General features: G+C 38.5%; 20 protein-coding genes and 1 riboswitch. Of the genes, 1 reads left to right on the plus strand and 19 read right to left on the minus strand.

Translation table 11 applies throughout. The features are described from left to right. Positions 1–93 precede the first annotated feature (93 nt). The 17 genes from B2906_RS07395 to B2906_RS07475 form a co-directional block, all read right to left on the minus strand. The gene (locus B2906_RS07395) at positions 94–381 is read right to left on the minus strand and encodes a Trm112 family protein (RefSeq protein ID WP_219958252.1); all 288 of its coding nucleotides are present in this window, start codon (positions 379–381) and stop codon (positions 94–96) included. Then, positions 374–1,009 (minus strand): thiamine phosphate synthase, encoded by a 636-nt coding sequence (locus B2906_RS07400; RefSeq protein ID WP_219958253.1) that lies wholly within the window; start codon positions 1,007–1,009, stop codon positions 374–376. Before B2906_RS07400 ends, B2906_RS07395 begins: the two co-directional genes overlap by 8 nt. After that, positions 1,006–2,070: an AIR synthase family protein gene (locus tag B2906_RS07405; RefSeq protein WP_219958254.1), complete on the minus strand. Its 1,065-nt coding sequence runs from the start codon at positions 2,068–2,070 to the stop codon at positions 1,006–1,008. The genes B2906_RS07400 and B2906_RS07405 overlap by 4 nt, the downstream gene beginning before the upstream one ends. Further along, positions 2,070–2,795: a class I SAM-dependent methyltransferase gene (locus B2906_RS07410; protein ID WP_219958255.1), complete on the minus strand. Its 726-nt coding sequence runs from the start codon at positions 2,793–2,795 to the stop codon at positions 2,070–2,072. The genes B2906_RS07405 and B2906_RS07410 overlap by 1 nt, the downstream gene beginning before the upstream one ends. A gap of 45 nt (positions 2,796–2,840) precedes the next feature. Next, positions 2,841–2,932: riboswitch (TPP riboswitch) on the minus strand. Between the two features lie 44 nt (positions 2,933–2,976). After that, positions 2,977–3,327 carry an L-rhamnose mutarotase gene (locus B2906_RS07415; RefSeq protein WP_219958256.1) on the minus strand — a complete coding sequence of 117 codons (351 nt, stop codon included), beginning with the start codon at positions 3,325–3,327 and terminating at the stop codon, positions 2,977–2,979. Positions 3,328–3,339: 12 nt separating this feature from the next. Continuing rightward, complete coding sequence (gene fucP / locus B2906_RS07420) at positions 3,340–4,662, minus strand: L-fucose:H+ symporter permease (protein ID WP_219958257.1); 1,323 nt, start codon at positions 4,660–4,662, stop codon at positions 3,340–3,342. Beyond that, positions 4,659–5,429 (minus strand): SDR family oxidoreductase, encoded by a 771-nt coding sequence (locus tag B2906_RS07425; protein ID WP_219958258.1) that lies wholly within the window; start codon positions 5,427–5,429, stop codon positions 4,659–4,661. Before B2906_RS07425 ends, fucP begins: the two co-directional genes overlap by 4 nt. 16 nt (positions 5,430–5,445) lie before the next feature. Beyond that, positions 5,446–6,273: an amidohydrolase family protein gene (locus B2906_RS07430; protein WP_219958259.1), complete on the minus strand. Its 828-nt coding sequence runs from the start codon at positions 6,271–6,273 to the stop codon at positions 5,446–5,448. Continuing rightward, positions 6,270–7,133 (minus strand): fumarylacetoacetate hydrolase family protein, encoded by an 864-nt coding sequence (locus tag B2906_RS07435; RefSeq protein WP_219958260.1) that lies wholly within the window; start codon positions 7,131–7,133, stop codon positions 6,270–6,272. Before B2906_RS07435 ends, B2906_RS07430 begins: the two co-directional genes overlap by 4 nt. 34 nt (positions 7,134–7,167) lie before the next feature. Next, the gene (locus tag B2906_RS07440; protein WP_219958261.1) at positions 7,168–7,926 is read right to left on the minus strand and encodes an SDR family NAD(P)-dependent oxidoreductase; all 759 of its coding nucleotides are present in this window, start codon (positions 7,924–7,926) and stop codon (positions 7,168–7,170) included. 13 nt (positions 7,927–7,939) lie between these two features. After that, positions 7,940–8,332, minus strand: a complete 393-nt coding sequence (locus B2906_RS07445) for a hypothetical protein (RefSeq protein WP_219958262.1) — start codon at positions 8,330–8,332, stop codon at positions 7,940–7,942. Positions 8,333–8,336: 4 nt separating this feature from the next. Beyond that, a complete protein-coding gene (locus B2906_RS07450) occupies positions 8,337–9,353 on the minus strand; it encodes a response regulator (RefSeq protein WP_219958263.1) in 1,017 nt (338 codons plus the stop codon). Further along, a complete protein-coding gene (locus B2906_RS07455; RefSeq protein WP_255590515.1) occupies positions 9,340–9,768 on the minus strand; it encodes a response regulator in 429 nt (142 codons plus the stop codon). Before B2906_RS07455 ends, B2906_RS07450 begins: the two co-directional genes overlap by 14 nt. Before the next feature lie 4 nt (positions 9,769–9,772). After that, on the minus strand, positions 9,773–12,148 hold the full coding sequence (locus B2906_RS07460) for a PAS domain-containing protein (protein ID WP_219958264.1): 2,376 nt from the start codon (positions 12,146–12,148) through the stop codon (positions 9,773–9,775). Continuing rightward, the gene (locus tag B2906_RS07465) at positions 12,145–16,011 is read right to left on the minus strand and encodes a PAS domain S-box protein (protein ID WP_219958265.1); all 3,867 of its coding nucleotides are present in this window, start codon (positions 16,009–16,011) and stop codon (positions 12,145–12,147) included. Before B2906_RS07465 ends, B2906_RS07460 begins: the two co-directional genes overlap by 4 nt. 68 nt (positions 16,012–16,079) lie before the next feature. Then, complete coding sequence (locus B2906_RS07470) at positions 16,080–17,150, minus strand: Gfo/Idh/MocA family protein (protein ID WP_219958266.1); 1,071 nt, start codon at positions 17,148–17,150, stop codon at positions 16,080–16,082. A gap of 1 nt (position 17,151) precedes the next feature. Continuing rightward, positions 17,152–17,721: a peptidylprolyl isomerase gene (locus tag B2906_RS07475; RefSeq protein ID WP_255590516.1), complete on the minus strand. Its 570-nt coding sequence runs from the start codon at positions 17,719–17,721 to the stop codon at positions 17,152–17,154. A 155-nt stretch (positions 17,722–17,876) separates the two neighbouring features. Between B2906_RS07475 and B2906_RS07480 the strand changes: the two genes are divergently transcribed. After that, positions 17,877–19,115 carry a GAF domain-containing sensor histidine kinase gene (locus B2906_RS07480; RefSeq protein WP_219958268.1) on the plus strand — a complete coding sequence of 413 codons (1,239 nt, stop codon included), beginning with the start codon at positions 17,877–17,879 and terminating at the stop codon, positions 19,113–19,115. Positions 19,116–19,128: 13 nt separating this feature from the next. Here B2906_RS07480 and B2906_RS07485 read toward each other — a convergent pair whose 3' ends face one another. Both B2906_RS07485 and B2906_RS07490 read right to left on the minus strand, forming a co-directional pair. After that, entirely contained in the window at positions 19,129–20,265 is a 1,137-nt protein-coding gene (locus B2906_RS07485; RefSeq protein WP_219958269.1) for a 1-acyl-sn-glycerol-3-phosphate acyltransferase, read from the minus strand. A gap of 89 nt (positions 20,266–20,354) precedes the next feature. Then, complete coding sequence (locus tag B2906_RS07490) at positions 20,355–21,209, minus strand: alpha/beta hydrolase (RefSeq protein WP_144607262.1); 855 nt, start codon at positions 21,207–21,209, stop codon at positions 20,355–20,357. Positions 21,210–21,523: the final 314 nt, after the last annotated feature.

The raw sequence follows: 21,523 nt of genomic DNA on the forward strand, positions 1-21,523 counted from the left end.
ATTTTTGACTTTAATTTTTCATGTTTTACAGAATCCTAAACAATATTTATCTATAAATGTAATACCCTCTAGCTTTAATGATATTCGTTGTTATTATTTTAATTTTTTTTGCTCAATGGGAATGATTAATTGAAAAGATTTTTGTTCTGAATCAATTTCAAGTCCCCATCTTTGCAGGCTGGGTAATTCTAAGGATTTTTCTCTATACTCATCCGGTGTCATAATTGGGATACCATAAATGATTGGGAAATATCTTTGACATTTAGAACAATTTAGAATTCCCTCGATGATCTGCTTATCTTCTGTTTCGAGAATAACTTTTATTGAAAGATCATTTTTGTCAAAAGGACAGCAGAGTTTTTGAATTAGTTTTCTATTCATGATGATTTTTCATTTTTTGGATATAGTCTAGAGATGCTTTTTTGGGATTAATCTGATTCATGATCCCTGAAATAACAGCTAAGCCCTGATAAGAAAATTCTTCAAGTAGGTGTAGGTTTTCGGGCTTAATACCTCCAGAAAGAAATATTGGTAAAGAGGTTAATGTTTCGGCCTGCCTTATGGTTTCATGCTTTACGAGCTGACAGGTATCTACCGAGGAGGAAGGGAAAACAGAACAAAAACTGATATAGGAAAGCTTATTTTCATTAGCCCACTGAATTAGCTCCAACTCATTACCAACGGTAAGTCCAATCAGTTTGTCTTCAAGTCGTTTTTTAATGATATTCCAGTCTGCTGGGATATGATCAAAATGTACTCCGTCTAGCTCAGTTTCCAAGGCTAATATCCATTCTTCATTGATTAGTACAGGGACTTTGAAGTGGTCTGCAATTTCCTTTACTCTTTTGCAAAATTCTTGTTTTTGAGTTTGATCTACACTCTCAGACCAGTTATTCCAAATCTGGACAACTCCTAGTCCCGCCTCAAGTGCAAGTTGGAGTTTAGAATATGTAGACTCCCAGTTTTGGTTTGGGTCTAATACCAAATAGAGTCCAGAAAGTGATTTCATGAAATTCCAGATTTAAGGGCATTATAAAATGCCTCCCAATAGGGGTCTTTACCATCAAATTCAAAAGGTATTACATCCCCATTTTGACATATTATTTCTTTTGTTTGGGAGGAAGTAAAATTTCCTATACAGCATGCTTCAATGTTATGTTGTTCATATAGTTGAAGCAAAGGTTTTTCTAATTCTTTTTTTACAGATAAAAGTAAGGCTCCGGCCCCAATCGAGATTAATGGATCTATTTTGAATAATTCTGCCACTTCTCTGATTTCATTTAGGACGGGAATTTTAGTTCGATTTATCACAAATCCCAATCCAGAAGCATCTGCCATTTCATTTATAGCTCCATAGACTCCACCTTCGGTGACGTCGTGCATAGCTCTAAGTTCGCTTTTGTGATTTAAATTAGTAGAAGCCAGCATTGCCTCGGGGAGAACGGAGAGCTTCCAAAAGTTATTTATTGCTTTTTGGAATTTTGTTTCTCCTAAATTTCGCCGGACATAATCAGGAAAAGCCATAGCCAACAATGAAGTACTTGACAGAGCAGCTCCCTTTGTTAGGATTAAGGAATCTCCATCCTGTGCTAGGTTACTGGTGAGAATTTTATCCTTTTGAGCCTGTAAAAACATGGTTCCACCTCCTGAAATAGTAGAATCTTGTCCAGGTACCTGTCCGGTATGTCCTCCGGTGATTGAAACATCCAATGTTTCACATAGATCATGAATATACTGCCAATATTCGTCAAATTGCTCCCTACTCAGGTTGGAAGGAAGATTCAGTACAAATTGGGCATATTGTGGAGCAAATCCAGTTGTGCACATATCATTGACCAGCAAATGGATTGAGAGCCACGCAGATACCTTCATTCCCAAGGAAGGGATTAAAGTCAATGGGTCTGAAGATATAGCTAATGCGCTACCATTTCCTAAATCTATGACCGCTGTGTCAACCCCAAATTTGGGACCACAAATCACCTCTTTTCTTTTGGCACCGTAACGGTTCAAAAGGTTTTGCTTGAAAATTTGTGCACTTATTTTTCCTGAGAAATTTTCAAAAGCACCCATTATACATCATTGAATTGAACATATAAACCAAAAAAATCACCAAAAGGGACTTTCCACTGCTTTTTCGGAAACCATTCAGGAAGACCAGTAGCATTCCATTCGATTTTGAAATCCCTATCAGGAAGGGCTTTATCTAGAAGGTTTTTCAATGATGCTGGTGTGTAAAAGTTGGCAGTCACGTAATAATTATTTTTGCCAAAAAACTGCTGGACTCTTCTTCGAATTAGTTTAGGAGTATTACGGTTCATCATTCCAAAAATAATCCCATACTTTCCTACTCTAGCAGCTTCTTGGATTACAGCTTCGGGGTTTTTGTAATATTCGAAGGTAGTAATGAAGGCCAATGCATCGAAGGAGTGGTTCTTGAAGGGCATATGGTGCGAGTCAGCCAAAACCAGATCTCCATCAAAAAGCTGTACGCCTTGGGCTAGCATAAATGGGGAAATATCCCCTCCAGTAGCTTCTATGCCGACCTCATGCCACCAGCGGGTAAATCTAGTTGTTCCGCAGCCAAATTCTAATAAGGTCTGAACTCGGCGATCTTGCTTAATTAAGTCCTCTAAAGTCTTTTTTTGCCAAACTTCTTGTTTCTTATAAGGGCCTTCGTAGTATTGTTCGTAATGATCTGTATCATCTCGATTGAAGAACCATTCTTTTCGACCTTGCCAGGTTCGAATTTCCTCAGGTACAACTTGAAATTTTTCTTGTTGGATTAATTTGCTCATTCGTCTAAATAGTTAGACCTGAATGAATCCCATAAAGAATAGAGCCTTATTGGCATTTACAATTCCTACGCTGGCATTATCCAGATCAGGTTTGCGGGTATGATCTCAGCCTTGATTAGGCACCCCGTTGTTAATGTATCAAATATAAGTACAAACGAGAGAAAGTCTAAAAACTTTATGATTATTGCTCTTTTGCAAAAGTTTTAAAATCAAATATCTTTTCACAAATAGCCCATTTCCAGTGAGGAGGAGTTCCAGGTAGATTTTGTTGATATTGTCCTACAAAGGATTCCCACTCCTGCACTTTAGGATTGGCTAGGTCCAATTGTTCTTTTTTCTCAAAACTGAAATCATCTTTGGTTATTAAAGTCATGCTGAGCCTGTTTTTCCAACGAAAAATATTCATTTCAAGAATTCCTGATTCTTGAATGCTTTCCAGAATTGGTTCTGGCACAGCTTGATGGCATTTATCATAGGCCTCGATAGCTTCAGGTTCATCTTTCAAGTCACAGATCAAGAGGAAAGTTTTCATCAGTTTATCAAATTATAAAGCATTCAAGTTCTTCTTTCGACGTTGGACTTGGTAGGCGAAAAGGCCGACCACCACAAAGCAAATTAGTGGCAGAAAAAAGGAGAATCGAACTTCGGATACGCCCAAGATTTGAATATCGGTATATCCCGAACCTCCCCAGTCCAAGACTATTCCCTGTAAAGTAGGCATGATTGCTCCGCCTACAATTGCCATAACCAAAAATGCAGCCCCAAACTTGGCGTCTTCTCCTAGTCCTTCCAAAGCGATTCCGTAGATGGTGGGAAACATTAATGACATGGCAAAACTGATTCCTACCAAACTGTAAAGCCCTAATTCTCCTGGAATGAAAATTGCCCCTCCCGTAAAAAATATGGCTAGAACTGAAAAGGAAAGCAGAAGATTGGTTGCTGAAATATATCTCAAGAGGAAAGTGCAAATCCACCTGCCTATCAAAAATAAAATCAATGCTGCATATCCGTAATTCACAGCATCTGCATTCTCAATTCCCATTGCTTCTGCATATTGATAAATATAGGTCCAAACCATAATTTGAGCACCTACATAAAACATCTGAGCGATCGTTCCTCCCACGAAATTTTTATTAGAAAAAAGCCTTTGCATGCTCGGCCAGAAATTAATTTTTCCGCTATCCTTTGACTCAGGCATTCTAACCAAAGCTATAAGAAGCATGATTCCTAACACCACCAAACCTAGCATGACATAAGGGTTCCTTATGACCATTAGATCATTGGTTCGAACCAGCGCTTTAGAAGCTTCTTCCAAAGTGGGGTAAATTAATTTCCCGTTTTCATCCAAGTTATTGGATTGCAAAGCATTCAGAATAAATTGTTTTGCTACGAAAAGGCCAGCCAATGCGCCCATAGGATTAAATGCTTGTGCAAGGTTGAGTCTTTGTGTGGCCGTGGCCTCTGCTCCCATGGAGAGAATATAGGGATTAGCTGTAGTTTCCAGAAAAGCCAATCCAAAAGTCAAAATATATAAGGAAGCTAAAAAGAATCCATAGCTTTCCCATGCAGCTGCTGGGTAAAAGAGTAAAGCTCCAAAAGCATATAAGCCTAAACCCAACAAGACTCCGGTTTTATAAGAGTATTTTTTAATAAAAAAGGCTGCTGGCAAAGCCATAGTGAAATAACCTCCATAAAAGGCCATTTGCACCCATGATGCTTGGACATTATTCAATTCCAGAACTCGCTTAAAAGCCGCAACCATGGGATTGGTGATGTCATTGGCAAATCCCCACAAGGCAAATAAGGAGGTAATTAAAACAAAGGGAATAAGAAGATTTTTTGGGACTATGGGAGTAGCTGATTTCATAAAGCCCTGTCAAGATGAGTATAGCCCCCATCTACGAAAAGATGTTGGCCGGTGATATGGGAAGATCTGGGTGAAAGCAGAAACAGGACCATAGCTGCAATTTCATCAGCTTGAGTCATTCTTCTTCCCAGGGGGATTTTCCGGTTTATTTCTTCCAGTTTTTCTTCTGGATTTGGAAAGGATTGGATCCAGTTTTCATACATCGGGGTATATACTTCTGCTGGGATCACTGCATTAACCCTGATCTGATAGGGGAGAAGTTCTGCTGCCCACTCACGAGTCAGAGCTAGCTGTGCTCCTTTTGCAGCGACATATCCAGATGTTCCTCCCTGACCAGTTACTGCTGTTTTGGAAGAAATATTTACTATGCTGCCTTGACTTGTCTTTAGAGCTGGCAGAGAATAATGCGCTAAATGGTAATAGTGGAATAAGTTTTTAGACACTGAGTTTTCAAATGCCTCCGGATTACCATTTTCCAAACCTACTCCATCATTGGAACCTGCATTATTTACTATGCCATCTATTCTTCCAAATTTTCTTAGGGTTTCCTCAACAGCTCTTGACGCATCGGCTGCCCTTACTAGTCTTAAAGGAAGGTGCAAGGCTTGATTATTTGCAAAATCAATAATTTGCCTGGCTTCTTCTCCCGATGGATCGATAATCACAGGAATCCCTCCTTCCTCAATCAGTCCTTTTGCAACTGCAGCTCCGATACCTTTGGCACCGCCCGATATGAGTATCACTTTTTGATTGAGGGAGAGATTCATAGTAAATAAATTTAGGCTAGCTTAATTTGTAAAATTTTTCAGCCGTATTTCCCATTATCCAACTTTTTTCATCTTTGGAAAGCGTGTCTGTAAACTCTTCAACTACACCTATCACTTGCTCATATTCTGCAGCAAGAAGACAAACCGGCCAATCACTTCCAAACATGAGTCTTTGAGGTCCGAATAGCTCCAAAGCAATTTCTAAGTATGGATAAAGCTGATCCTTATTCCAGTTTTTCCAATCTGCCTCCGTCACCATTCCTGAAATTTTGCAGTGAATCAGCTCTCTTTCCGCTATGGGAGCGAGGAGTTTTTGCCATTCTTTCCATTCCCCTTTTTGGATAAAGGGTTTAGCAAGATGGTCTATGACAAAAGATTGATTTGGGCATTTTTTAACCAACTCCAAAACAGCTTTGAGATGCTGGGGATATACCAATATGTCATAAGTATAACCTTTGGAATGTAGCGTTTGTAAACCTCGTATAAAGTTCTCCTGAAGCATATAGCGAGGATCTTTTGACTGCAATACTTCCCGGAAGCCCTTCAACTTAGGATGTTCATTGTATTCCTCCAGCTTTTCCTCCAAATTTTCTGAAGTCAGGTCTGCCCAGCCAACCACTCCCAAAATCCAGGGATTTTGATCTGCTAAATCCAATAAATAATCTGTTTCCCGATAGGACTCGACTGCCTGAACCGCAACACAGCCATCCAAATGAAATTCATCTAGCAATGGCTTTAAATCGCCTGGTAAAAAATTTCTGCGAATCCTTTTCATGGAGTCGTCTATCCAGTCCTGATTTTTTGGGTTATACTCCCAAAAGTGCTGATGGGAGTCAATTCTCATGCTTCAGGATCATTGATGGCCACTTGTCTTGAGATTCCAAGGCCTTCTATTCCCAATTCAACCACATCACCATGCTCCAAATATTTGGGTTCTGGCTTGAGTCCCATGCCGACGCCCGCTGGAGTACCAGTGGAAATTATATCACCCGGCAATAAGGTCATGTACTGACTGATATGAGATACTATGGTTGGAATGTCAAATATCAAATCAGAAGTTGAGCTGTCTTGAAGAATTTTTCCATTGAGTTTGAGCCATAATCTCAATTGGTGGGGATCGGGTATTTCTTCTTTGGTTGCTAAAAATGGACCTAGTGGTGCGAAGTTGTCTGCGCTTTTTCCTTTTACCCACTGCCCTCCATGATTGAGTTGGAAATCCCGTTCGCTTACATCGTTGTGGAGGCAATATCCTGCTACATGATCCATCGCATTTTCAACGGATACGTATTTTGCCCTTTTCCCAATTACCACTGCCAGCTCAACTTCCCAATCTGTTTTCTTTGAGTTTCTTGGAATAAAAATAGGATCATATGGCCCAGATAGGGAGGAAGTGGCTTTCATAAATAAAATTGGCACCTCAGGAACTGCCATTCCTGCTTCAGCAGCATGCTTTCTATAATTCAAGCCAACACAAATGATTTTGGAAGGTCTGGCGATAGGAGAGGCTAGTCTGGAGTTAGCCGGGATTTCAGGAAGTTTGGATTGATTGGCCTGCAGCCAAACTTTCAATCTTTCCAGTCCATTATTGGTTAAGAAGGTCTCATTCCAGTCCTCTCCAAAGCTGCTACAGTCTAGATTTTTTCCTTCTGAATTTTGGATTCCGGGTTTTTCTTGTCCCTTTTCTCCAAATCGGATAAGTTTCATTCAAATAGGTTTAGGTTATGATCAGGTTTATATCTTACATTTTCAGGTTCTGAAAACCTCCATCAATATTGAAGTTTGTACCAGTAATAAACTTTGAGTCCTCACTGCAAAGAAAATAAGCCAGTGCGGCGATTTCTTCTGGTTTCCCCATTCTTCCCATAGCTTGTGTGGAGGCAAGTTTTTCGAACATTTCTTTTTCTTTTCCGGGATAATTCTTTGCCAAAAAACCATCAACGAAAGGTGTGTGGACTCTGCCAGGGGATAAGCAGTTGCAGCGAATTCCCTGATCTACATAGTCCCGCGCAATACTCAAAGTCATGGAAAGAACTGCACCCTTGCTCATGCTGTAGGCAAAGCGGTCTGGAATACCCATGGTAGCTGCTACAGAACAAAGGTTGAGAATAGCTCCTCCTCCTTCTGAAATAAGTTTTGGCAATGCTGCTTTGGTGACCAAAAACATTCCCTTCACATTGACCTGAACTATCCGGTCAAAATCCTCTTCACTCGTGTTTTCTAGTTTTCCAATATGGGAGATGCCTGCATTATTTATAAGAGCATGAAGTTTTCCTGAAAGGGTTTGGATTCTTTGCCTGACTTGATCCAATGAGGTAATGTCTACATGCCAAAAAGTAACCTGATGTCCTTTCTCTCTTTCTATGGTTTCTGTCTTTTGACCTTCTGTAGAGTTTGTATCAATAAAAAAGACCCGAGCACCTTCAGTAGCAAATTTTTGAACCATTGCTAAGCCTATTCCACTTGCTCCTCCAGTAATCAGGACTTGTTGCTCTTTCATTCTTGGGTTATTTTCAATTAGGATTAGATTCCACGATTAATTGGTTGATTCTTTGGATGATGTCAAAAGTTAAAGGTTTTTCAAAAAAACCGGCTACGTTTTTATACCTCTTAGATTTACTTGGATTCTCGGAGTTCACTGAAGATGTAATGATAAAAACTTTGGAACGGAACCTGTCATCAGTTTCCAGTTTGTCCAAAAAGTCCCAATCTTTTAAATCTTTGAGATGGAGGTCTACTAGCAGGGTAGGAGGTTGATTGAACTCTGAATTTTTTAAAAAAGTCAATGCATCGCTACCCTTGATAAAGGTGGATATTTTGAGGTTTGGATTAATCTTCCCGAACATCTTTTCAAGAATCACCAATAAAATATCGTCATCGTCAATTATAATAAGTTCCTTATTCATAGGCTTAGGATTCATTATAAATTCCTTCTGACTTTTTGCTAATGTCTCTAATGATTGCATCTAATTCTTCAGCTGAAAGTTTGATGTACTCTACCAGTTTTTGGTTGTCCTCACTTAGATTATCTTCCGAGCCCTCCAATAGGTTTACAAGTCCCATCAATCTAGCCAAAGGTGCTCTGACCACATGCGACTGAATCCATGCGATTTCCTTAAAGGTTTGATTTTGCTCTTCTATTTTATGGATATACTTAAGGTTTTCTGTGATGTCGTTGATTAAGACCATTCCAGCATCCTTATTATTGATTTTTATTTTGGCTGGACTTCTTTCAACATCCATGAGCTCCCCGTTTTTTTTGAGGTGTCTGGATATTTTCTTGTAGTTTTTTCCATTCTTTTTCCAAAATTCTTCAACAGCTGAAATCAAAATGGCTTCATCTTCTTTAGGTCGAAGATCTTTTAAATCCATATTTAAGAATTCTTCTCTGCTGTATCCATACTTTTGAACAGATGCCTCATTGACGTCTAAAATCTTGAGTGTTTCAAAGTCATAAACAAGAATAGGAGAGGGATTTAACTGGAAAAGATCTGCATACTTTTTCTTGGAGTCTTTTAATTCAGAGATAAAATTTACCCGCTGAATATTATAGATCAAGCTTTTGTACAGAACTGCGGGAGAGAGGTCATCTTTGACCAGGTAATCTGAAGCGCCTAAGGCAAGTGATCGACTTCCAAATTCCAAGTCTGCAAAACCTGTTAAAACGACAACCGGAATTTCCTCAGCTCTACCAGTAATTTCTTTAACTAACTCCTCTCCGGATTTATCTGGAAGGGAGAGGTCCAGGAAAACCAAATCGTATTGCCGTTCATTTTTTTCAAGTAGCTCTACGGCTTCTTTGAAATTTTCAGCATGAGTCGCTTCAAGGTGGAGTATTGACTCTGACAAATATTCCTCTAATATGACGAAGTCACCGAGATTGTCTTCAATTACTAAAATATGGTAAGGTTTTTCATCCTTCTTCATTACGTGCTGGTTTGGGAAGCTTTACTACAGATAGCCAGAAATCTTCAATTTTACTGACTACTCTAAGAAATTCACTGATTTCAACGGGTTTGATAATATAGCAATTTGCATGTAAATCGTAAGCTTTGAAAATATCTAATTCAGAAGAAGAGGTGGTCAAGACGATTATTGGAATTTGTTTTAAACGCGAATTACTTTTTAATATTTCCAATACTTCATGGCCATTTTTCTTGGGAAGATTGATGTCCAATAAGATCAAATCAGGTAAATTATTTGGAGTCTCAATCACTAATTTTTCAAGTTTTTCAATCGCCTCAGCACCATCTCTCGCAATAGTCATGTTGTTGAGAATCTTAGCTTCTTCAAGCGCATCTTGGATGAGGATAATATCGCCTTCGTTATCCTCTATAAGCATGATGTTAATAGGTCTGATCGTCATATGCTCTTAATAAGAAATGAAATGTACTGCCTTTTCCAGGTTCAGAATCAAGCCAGATTTTTCCACCATGCTGTGAAACTACTTTTTTGCATATTGCTAGACCGATTCCAGTTCCAGGGTATTCATCCTTCGTATGAAGTCTTTTAAAAATATTGAAAATCTTTTGATAATACTCTTTGTCAATGCCGATTCCGTTGTCTTCTACAGTAATTCTGTAATCGGATCCTTCTTTGGTAGAATATATTTTAACAACAGGTTGAACGTTCTTCTTCTGATATTTCAAAGCATTTGAAATGAGATTGATGAAAACGCTTTTGATCGGGCTCCGAATTCCTAAAATATCGGGAAGAGGACTTACTTCAACTATGGCATTATTTTCTTCAATCACTTTCTGTTTTAGTTGTATAACTTCCTCAACCACTGAATTCAAATCCACTTTGCTGAGTTTGGAGGGATCAAAACCAATTTGAGCATATTCCATCATATCATCTATCAGTTGACTTAGCCTCTTAGAACCATCTACTGCAAATCGGATATATTGAATTCCTTTTTCGTCTAATACATTTTCATACTTTTTTTCCAAAAGCTGAAGAAAGGAGCTAATCATTCGAAGAGGCTCCTTCATATCATGCGAAGCCACCGAAGCAAATGATTTTAATTCTTCGTTGGCGGATTGTAGCTGAAGGTTTGTCCTTTTTATCTCCTCCTCGCGAAGTTTTTTCTCAGTAATATCCACATGGGTTCCAAACATCATTAAAGGCTTTCCATCCTTAGTCCAAGAGAATACTTTTCCTCTATCTAATACCCACACCCACCTTCCGTCTTTATGCTTCATTCTACACTCTGACTCATAAGACTCAGTCTCACCTCTAAAACATTTTTCAAGCTCTTGATTGGATTGCTCAAGATCTTCCGGATGAGCAAAGTCAATCCATGTCTGAATGCTTAGAGGGGCTAATTCTTCCAAGGTATAACCTATAATATTCGCCCAAGTTTCATTGTATTGGGTTTCACCTGTTTGTACATTCCATTCCCAAGTACCGGCGCCTGTTCCTTCAATTACATTAGTTAGTCTCTGTCTCTGATCTGCTAGGTCTGTTTCGGCCTTTTTTCGAGCTGTAATATCTTGGGTAGAGCCTATCATCCTGATTGCCTTACCTTTTTTATTCCTGATGATAAGACCTTTATCAACTATGAAAAGGTATTGTCCGTCTGATTTTTTAACTCGAAATTCTTGGGACCATTTTTCAGCAGAGCTATCCAAAGCTTTTTTCAAGTTGCTTTCAACCTCATTATAATCCTCAGGATGAATGATGGATTTCCAGAATTTATCATTGTTGAAGGACTCCTCTTGACTATACCCTAATAATCTTTCAAAATTTTCACTTCGATAAGTGTAGTCCTTCTCCATATCCCAATCCCAGATTATTTCAGAAGTTGCTTTGGTTGCCAGTTCAAACCGCTGATTACTGAGTAACAACTCCTTGGTAGTTTCCTCGACTTGCTTTGAAAGTCTATATGGCTGTTCAGCAAGTTTAAAGATTAAAAATCCCAAGAGGATTGATGAAATCAATCGAAAAAGTGTATTTGGAATAATGGAGATAAACGCGTTGCTATTGTCCAATTGAACTTTAATAATCCAATTTCCACTAGGAATAACCAATTCTGTAATGGGACCGCCGGATTGGGAAAAGTTACTGTTAAGTAAGGAAGAAATGTCCTTATTGATAGGGTCTATTTTTAAGATGTCTATAGTATACTCTGAATTGGGTTGATAGCCAAATAAGACCTGATCTTGGAATTTATACCAATCAATAATGATTGCTGTAAAACCTTCAAATACGCCATTTTTATAGAGTGGGAGCCTTCCCACTATACCTTTTCCACCCTGTTTCAGCTCAAAGGGACCTGCAAAATAAAGCTCCCTCTGCTCAATCGCCATAATAGCCTCTTCTCGTCTATACGGATCTTTGAGGATATCATAGCCAATTACCATTTCATTTCCGACCAATGGGTAGGTTGCTACAATTTCCCCTGAGTCTAAGACTTGAATTTGATCAATAATGTCAATGTTATCGATTATGCTTCTTCCAACTTCTCTGAAATTTTGATCCAGTCTATCTGTTCTTACTAAGTAGGCAAGAATATTTACAGCTGAATTTGCAGAGGATATAATCTTAGCGATTCTATCCTCAATTAATTCTGCAATATTTTCAACATTCTCTTTTTCCTCAATTAGCTCTAGCTGGTATTCTTTTAAGGTTAGATAAAGGCCTGTGCCAAAGGATAAAAGAAAAACGACTAGACCTGTGATCACAGGAGATTTGAAGAAAAGACGCCTAATCCATTTCATCATTCGCTAGGCTTTTGAATCGTGAAATAGAATGTTGAACCTTTAGATGGGGTAGAATTCACCCAGATTTTACCTCCATGCATGTCGACAATTTTTTTACTAATCGCTAGCCCTATCCCAGTTCCTGAATAGCTTTCTTGTACATGCAGTCTTTGGAAAATAATAAAGATTTTTTCTACATAGTCTTTTTCTATGCCTATTCCATTGTCTTTGAAAGCAAACTCCCATTCGGTTTTTTTCTCTTTTGCAGAGATCCAAATTTCAGGTTTTTGTCCTTCAGGTTGGTATTTGATTGCGTTTGAAATCAGGTTTTGGAAAAGCTGAACCAAGGTGCTTTTATGTCCAAAAACCTTCGGTAATTGGGAGATATGGAAGATAGGATCCTTTTTCTGTATAGTTTTTTTAAGGAAAAGCTTAGAAATGTTCAGGATTTCTGATGATTCAATCCATATTTTGGATTCTTGAAAATTATCCAGTTTGGAAAATTCGAGGAGATCCAAGATGATTTGTCTCATTCTCTTTGCACCTTCCACAGCAAAGTGAATATATTTCTTTCCCTTTTCGTCTAGGACTGTATCATATCTTTTTTCGATCAATCCCAAAAAGCTGGAGATCATTCTTAAAGGCTCTTGTAAATCATGAGATGCCACATATGCAAACTGTTCCAATTCTTGATTGGAAAGTTCCAGCTCTTTATTGGCCTTCTCTAACGTTTCATTTAATTGTTTGAGGGAGTTTTCGTAATCCTTTTGCGCACTAATATCCTGCACAGCACCAACTAATCTGGTTGGCTTACCTTCTTGATCTCTTATGACAGTCCCAGAGTCTAAGACGTAGGCATATTCAGTTTTATTTTTTTGAAATCTATATTCAATTTGAAAGTCATTTTGATTAGGATTCTCAAATACTGATTGGAGATGAGCCAATACTTTCTCTCGATCTTCAGGGTGGATGCGCTTTTCCCATTCTTCGGTATCATTTTTCTTTTTGCTGAGATCTATTCCAAATAATTTGGAAAAACCCTCGCCCCAGAAATGATTCCCATTTTTCACATCCCAATCCCAAATAGCATCATTGGTAGCCTCAGAAACCATTTTGAATCGCTCGTTCATTAATTCGAGCTCCTGTTCTCTTTGTTTCTTTTCCGTAATGTCTCTTTGGATGCCTACCCAGTGGGTGTACCATCCGGATTCATCGGCGACAGGGACAACCACTATATTCACCCAAAATGGAGTGCCGTCTTTCTTATAATTAATTACTTCGACGGAAGTACTCTTCCATTCTCTAAGCTCCTTTCCGAATCTTTTCATTTTCTCCAGATCAGTATCATTCCCTTGGAGAATTTTAGGTGTTTTTCCTAAGATTTCATCTTGGGAATACCCCGTCATATTTACAAATGATTGATTTGCGTATATAATTTTGTACCCTTCTTCATCTGGGTCAGCATTGGTGATAAGAATTGCATCTGTGGTATTTGTTACCACTGACTCCAATAATTTCAGATGATTTTCACGTTCTTTTTCTTTAGTGATATCTTGTAAGGCACCCACCATTCTAACCGGATCTCCCTTGGAGTTTCTGATGATGATGGTTTTTTCATCAACATAAGCATAGGATCCATCAAACCTTTTAAATCTATATTCACCAGACCAGAACTTTTGCTTAGGATTTTTTCTAGCCTCTAGGATACTATGCCAAATGTCTTTATAATCATCTGGGTGTATACTTTCCAACCATGCGCTTTCATCCACTTGATTTTTTGATTCAGGATATCCAAATAAGCGATGATACCCTCTACCCCAGAAAATGGTGCTTTTTTCTAGGTCCCAATCCCAGATAGCATCAGAAACGGCTTCAGATACTAACTTAAATCTATCATTACTTATTTTTAAAGCTTCCTCAGCCCAATATCTTTCTGTGTCATCTGCGACCGTAGAGATCATCAAATTCAAATCAGGAACCGGGATGTTTTTTGCATTGACTATTTTCTCTTTTCCATCTTTGGTGGTTACGACAATCCCTCTCCATGTCATTCTTTCAGGATCTCCACTTAAAATATCATCCATAATCCTTTTTTGAATCCACTCTCTATATTCAGGATTGGGATAAACTTTTTGGAAAAAGGATTCTACACTGACAATCTCTTCTTTTGGCCATCCATATACTTCTTCAAAAGCCTTGTTCATATAAGTGGCCTCACCATCGCTAATCTTATTGACGGCAATACCCAAAGGGATATTATTAAGGGTTGATTCGATGAAAAAATTTCTATCTCTTAGTTGGATTTCAGTTTCTTTTTCCTTGGTGATTTCCTGAGCAGTTCCTCTAAATACCTGTTCTCCATTTTTATCATCTTCGACAAGTTCTCCTAATTCGTGGATGTATTTCACCTTGCCTTTTTGGGAAATAATTCTATAGACTACGTCTAGATTCTTCTCTTTTGTAATTGCTCTATTTCTATGGTAAAGGAAATTCTTCTTGTCCTCGGGATGAATGCTTTCAAAGAAAAAATCAAAATTGAGATCGCTGTCAGATTTTTTTACTTCCCAGATTCTATACATTTCATCTGACCAAAAAATCTGGTTGGTAATCAAATTACTTTCCCAATATCCTATTTTGGACATTTCCTGTCCTTTTAATAGGCGCTTGTTTAGCTGCTTGATTTTTTCAGCTGCATTTCGTTTTTCAGTAATATTTCTTGAAAAGCAGGCTAATCCAACCACTTCACCCTTGATTTTGATGGGATTGATTTTGGTTTCGTAGATGCAAGGAGTCTCCGAATTTTGGGTTTTTACGACATCCTCAACTTTTATTTTTTTTCCAGAAAATGCTTTTTCATAGTGGTTTTTCCAGATTTCAATGTAATCTGGACCATATTTCTCAATTGAAAGGAGATCGTCTCCTTCCTTGATTTCCCAGTTTATACTCTCTTTGATGATTTGTTTAAAAGCTGTGTTAGCACTGACCAATTTAAAGTCTCTATCTAAACTCCAGATTAAATCGGGGGAGGTATTGAGTATGGTTTGAATTCGAAAATTATCCTGCTTCCTGGATTTTTTAATTTCTTCCAACTCTGTAATATCTCGGGCAATTGCCAAAACATCATCAGTGCCCTTTTTCAGGGAAGCAGACCAATTAAAATGAATCAGCTTTCCTTCTGAATTCAAATAACGGTTTTTGAAATTTCTAATCTTAACCCCATCTCTGATTTGATCACTTGCTTCCCTTGTTTTTTGTAAATCTGCCGGATAAACAAATTCCGTATACTCCCTCCCAATAATATCTTCTTTGGGATAACCCAAGGTTTCAACGACACTATTGGAGATCTTTGATATCACTCCATCCTTGTCGAAAATAAAAATCAAATCAATCGAATTCTCTAGGATGCTATCTAATTCGTCTGTGGTTTGAGTTAATTGATTTTCATTGGCCCTCAAATCGGTGAGATCCTTGAATGTACCAATCAAGTAAAGAGGCTTACCATGTTCGTCAAAACTAACCCTACCTTCGGATTCAATGTGTTTGATATCCCCATTTGGTAGGGTAATCCGCTTTTCTAGCTTGTAGGGATTTCCCGTGGTAATTGAATTTTCAAAAGCTTTTTTTGCTTCTTCTCGGTCCTCAGGATGAATAATGGACCATCTAAGTTCTGTGCTGGGAATTGTATTTTTCGGATTGAGTCCGCAAATCTTGAAAAATTCCTCAGACCAATCATTTTCTCCGGTTTGGATATTTAATTTCCAAATCCCTAGCCCGTTGATATTTTCAATAGCATCTACAAACTTTGTGTTTTTTGGATCAGATTTCTCAGAAGAAGTTTTCTGAGAGCCAGATTGGGTGGGGTGATTTTTTTTTGCAGGGCTCATCAAGGGTAATGTTGATGCTTATAATTTACGCTTTATATTTAATTTTTGAAAGAACGGGATTAGGCATATCATACCTTTACAACCTTCCCGGTTTTGACGGATTCATCACAAGCAAATGCTATTTTCAGACTGTTTAAAGCATCCTGCAAGTGGTCACTCAAATCTAAATCTTTTTGGATAGCTTTTAAGAAATAGCTTTGTTCTCGATTGCATAATTCTTGGTGATTGGGTTCATCCTTCATATCTATCCATTGGTCAGCCTTTGTAAATTCATTTTTATCATTAATGGCAGCATGATGAACTCTGATAGATTCTGTTTTGGTATGAGAATCCACATCGTCTGACTTTCCAGATGCTCCAGCATCTTTGGCTACAATCGACACCGCTCCTTTTGGTCCGAATACATCTTTTATAAAAAAGGCTGTTTCCGAAATCATAGGTCCCCAGCCTGCTTCATACCATCCCACTGATCCATCCTCAAAGCGTATTTGCAGTTGCCCATAATTGTAATTATCTGTGGCTATATCATCTGTAAGTCGAGCTCCTATAGCTGTGACTGATAATGGTTTTGACCGGGTCATTTGGCACATCACATCTATATAATGTACGCCGCAGTCGACAATCGGACTCAAGCTTTTCATCAAATTCCTATGTACATCCCACATGTATCCATGACTTTGTTGATTCAAGTTCATTCTCATTACAAGTGGTTTTCCTAATTTCTGGGATTCTTCAATAAATCTGATCCAAGATGGATGATGACGGAGAATGTAGCCAACCACTACTTTTTTGCCTGTTTCATTTGCTTTTTGGATAATCCTTTCGCAACCGGTGACAGTATCGGCCAGTGGTTTTTCTATAAAAATATGACAGCCTGCTTCTAAAGCTTTTATGGCAAATTCCTCGTGAGTATCAGGATAAGTAGAAATACAAACAGCATCTGGCTTGCTTTGGGCTAATGCATCCTCATATTTATCAAACAGCGGATAATTGGACTTGAGTTTTTCATTGAGGCGATTTTTACTTTCTCCTCGTGCCACCAGTCCGCAAATTTCAAATTCAGACATTTTATGGTAGGCTGCTGCATGAGAGGCTCCCATGTTGCCACAACCGACAATCAGGATTTTAATTGGGTTCATGTTAATTGTTGTTTTTCAGTTGAGCTAGATCCTCCAAGTTAAGATAAAGCACAGAGACTTTCATGGTAATCGGTATGAGCGGTTGGTCATCAGAATCCCGCTCCACATGTACGATTTGGTCTACTACATCCATTCCCTTGATTACCTTTCCGAAAACAGTATAGTCCCCATCCAATCGATGTAGCCCCTGCGTATTTTGTACTATATAGAATTGACATCTGGCAGAGAGTTTGTCCGGGTTATTATCTCTTCCCGCTCCAACAGCTCCATATTGATGAGTAAGGTCCGGATGAAATTCAGGTTCGAGTAAAAAATCAGGATCATTAAAGCCTTCCGGAGTATCGGGACAACCTCCCTGTGCTACGAAATTTGGAATTACCCTGTTGAAAGTCAGTGAATCCCAATAGCCAGCTTCCGCCAGTTCAATAAAGCTGCTCTGATGCCTTGGTGTTTTATAGTCAAGCTCAATATATACCTCTCCTAAATTGGTTTGAATATAACCGATAGGGATGGTGTCTAATCTTTGGGCAAACAGATTAGCTTGAATAATAAAAAGGGCTACAAAGCTCATTATCAATAAATTCCCCATAGATAAAATTAGTTGAATTTGAATTATATCATCGGATTTTTGCTGTTGAAGAAAAGGAATCTGTTTCTTTTCAAATCCAGAGATTATTTGATGATTTTAATTTGGAAACCTACCCAATATACCACTTATTTTACAGCATGAATCACCCTAAAATTAGTACCGAATCACTCATTCCTGAGAATGAAATGGAAAGGTTGATGGCCTTAAGTGAACTGGACCTAGATTTTATGGATCTGGAAAACTCGCTATCTGATCTGACCAAGCTTGCAGCTAAAATAGCAGGAACTAAAGTTTCTTTAGTTAATTTGATAGATCACTTCACTCAATGGAGTGTATCTTCTTTTGGTATGGATGTAAGTCAAATGCCTAGAGAGGAATCTATTTGTCAATACACAATTTTGGACCCTAAGAAGTCGGAATTTGAGGTGAAAGATTTGTCTGCAGATGAAAGGTTTAATGATAGACCTTTTGTGATTGGACATCCAAACTTGAGGTATTATTACGGGATTCCTTTGAAGGTCAATGATGAGATAAGTTTAGGAGCTTTGTGCGTCCTAGACACTGACTACAAGCAACTCAGTCCTGAAAAAAAAGAGATGCTTTCTATCATTGCCAAAGAAGTTGTCAATCGCCTTAAAATTTATAAGGCTGTAGAAGGCCTTCAGAAAAAGGTACACGAAACTCAGCAAGTTAAGAATAGAGTTGCTCATGATATCCGGGGACCTTTAGGAGGTATCATTGGCTTGGCAGAAATCATTCAATCCCAAGGAAACCAAAATAAACTGGAGGAGGTGTTGGAGTTTATCAATCTGATCCAGAAAAGTGGTAAATCCTTGCTGGAGTTGGCGGATGAGATTTTATCCCAAGATTATGGACTAAGAAAAGATAAAGAGCTTAGGAAGCCGACCGATGCAGAGTTTACTTTGAATTCCCTGAAGGCAAAGATGGTTAATATGTTTGAGCCTCAAGCATTGGTGAAAAATATCGATTTGGAAGTTCAGGTAGAATCGCCAAATGCGGAGGTGCCTTTTCCGAAAAATAAGATTTTACAAATTTTAGGTAATCTTGTTTCCAACTCCATCAAGTTTACTCCGCAAGGTGGGGAAATTAAGGTGCTTTGCGATATGGAGATTATTGGTAATGATAAAATATTGCTATTTGAAGTGAAGGATTCAGGGGCTGGAATGAGTCAGGAAAAGGTAGATGAGATTTTGTGTGGTGAGGGCACTTCTACGAATGGTTCTGCGGGGGAAACCGGCTATGGGTTTGGATTGAAATTAGTGCTACATCTCGTCCAAGGTCTAAAAGGGAAGGTGGAGCTCAATTCTTCGCTTGGCGGAGGAACTCAATTCAAAATCTTACTGCCCGTCACATAAACTTCCGAAGCGCTCAGATTTCACTGAGCGCTTTTTTTTGATTATTCACCGGGTTGGCATACATAGACAGGAAGTTTTTGACCACATCTGGGTCTTTGGTATCTATTTTATTTTTGAATCTATTTTCAAAAGCTGTCTTCTCTTCCTCCGTATACTCATCAGAATACTCTTTTTCACCATATAGCAAATCATGAGCAATAAAATTGCTTGGCCATAACTTAAAGCCATTCCAAATTTGCAAATCGATCAATCGACAAAGTTGATTCAGTTTCTCGCTGAGATTATTTCCTGATTGCGCTATTTCTTTGATTTCCTGATCCAAGACAGCATTCACTTGGATGTGGATTCGCTTTTTAGTCCCGATAATTCCTCTTAAGAGGTTGAGGAAATCTTCATTTTCGCTTTTAATGTATTTTTCATCTCTTGCTTTGGCAAGGAGTTCAGGCATCTTCAATACATCTGTAGGATCGTATTCATAAGAAATAGAAACCGGTACGAGCTTGATTTTTTCAAAATAAGAAAAAGCATCTCCCTCTTTTTCCGCCAGGGTTAGCATTTTCAATACACCCTTTTGAGTAAAGTCATTTCCGTCTTTGGTTCTACCTTCTCTTTGGGCTGTCCAAACGCTTCTATTTTCCTGAAGCAGTGATTTTCTGATATAATCAGATACCAATTGTGAGCTTTCTAGGAGTTCCCTTCCTTTTAAGCTCCTTTGGATTGCAAAGTTTCTGTTTAATCTGGAGAGCGTATGTAAGAATGGTTTTTGAATCAAATTGTCCCCAATTGCAGAGGTGGTCATCACCAAACCATTTTCGTAGAGGCAGGCATTGAGCAGAGAAGTATCCAGGATGATATCCCGGTGATTGGATATAAATAAATAGGCAGTGTTGGGCTCCAAAAGCTCAAAGCCACCGGTGCTCAGGCCATCTGAACTTTTTTCCAAGACCTTCATCAAACCAGGATAAATGAAGTTGATCTGGAAATCTCTCAATGAATGGGTATGCTTCATTAATTCCTTCCAGTTTTTCTGATTATCCTCAGGAAAAGTAAATCCCATCATTGCTTCCAGCATTGGGTCATCCAGGATTTTCCTGATAGCTGCATTAGCTTCAGCATCATAGTAAGGCCTTATAGGATCAAATTTGGACATAGTTTTGGGTGAAATATGTTTTGCAAAAAGCAAAAAATAGTCGAGAATTCTAAGGTGTTTTTACCATTTCGGGATCTAGTGTTGTCTATCTATTGTCTGATCAGGTATTTATCGAAAAATAGCATATGAACAGGGAGCGCTTCTGTCCAGTACTTCCAAGTGTGAGCACCCGGTCTTTCGATATACTCATGTGGAGTACCGTTTTCGAGTAATAGAGCATGCATTTGTCTGTTGGTATCGATCAGAAAATCATCCACTCCGCAATCAATAATTAGGGCCAAGCCATTTTCCTTCATTTGTTTCACCCATCCTACGGCAGTGTAGGGATTGAAGTTTGGTGCTTCATAGTTTAATTCCTGACCAAGCATTTGTTTTTGCCCTTCAGCTCTTAAATTCCTGAAATCATCCTGTACTTTCCACATCCTTGTATCAATATTCATTACCCCACTCATACTCCCTGCCGCTACAAATAATTCAGGATATTTGGCAGAAAGCAATATCGCACCATGTCCTCCCATGGAAAGTCCAGTTACAGCTCTCGACTCTTTTTTTGCCAAGGTCTTGTAATTAGAATCTATGAAAGGGATCAATTCTTTAATAAGGTATGTTTCATATTTCACTGAATCCATTTTGGGACTATCATAATAATAGCTGGCTGGTCCCACACCTGGAGTTACTATGATTACCTGGTATTGATCTGCCATTTTACTAACGAGGTTTTCCTCGGTTACTTTTTCATGCCAGTCCGAAAAGGCTCCACTTCCGCCATGGAGAAGATAAAGCACAGGGAATCTGCTCTCAGAATTTGAGTAATTTTTAGGAAGTGTAATCGCAGCCTTCAATGTTTTTTTCATGGAAGGGCTATAAACCTCGAATGTTTCTACTTGTGCCTGCGAAAAAGCAAGAATCGGAAGAAGAAAGAAAATGAGTAGAAGTTTTTTCATGCTGTAGGTCTAATTTTTATTGAAAATACGCATAAGTAGAGTTTATCAGAAGGTATATTTTGTCGAAGGACAAAATTCTATTCGGCTGGAATTTGTATATTCCTATATTAAATATTATGGATATCCGCTTTCTTACCAGTAACAACAAAATACGGCTTATTGTCTGCTAAAAGGATCAGAATCCGGAAGCTTCGCCTGCCAGTATTCTAAGGTTTAAGCAAGAAGATTTTCAGTTTTTTTTCATGCGGCATATTTTAATATGTCTACATAGCTGGAATTTCGGTTGACAACAGCAAAAGCCCTTGCAATAAGTT

This window comes from Algoriphagus sp. UBA3586 (assembly GCF_002376385.1).
Lineage (GTDB): Bacteria > Bacteroidota > Bacteroidia > Cytophagales > Cyclobacteriaceae > Algoriphagus > Algoriphagus ornithinivorans.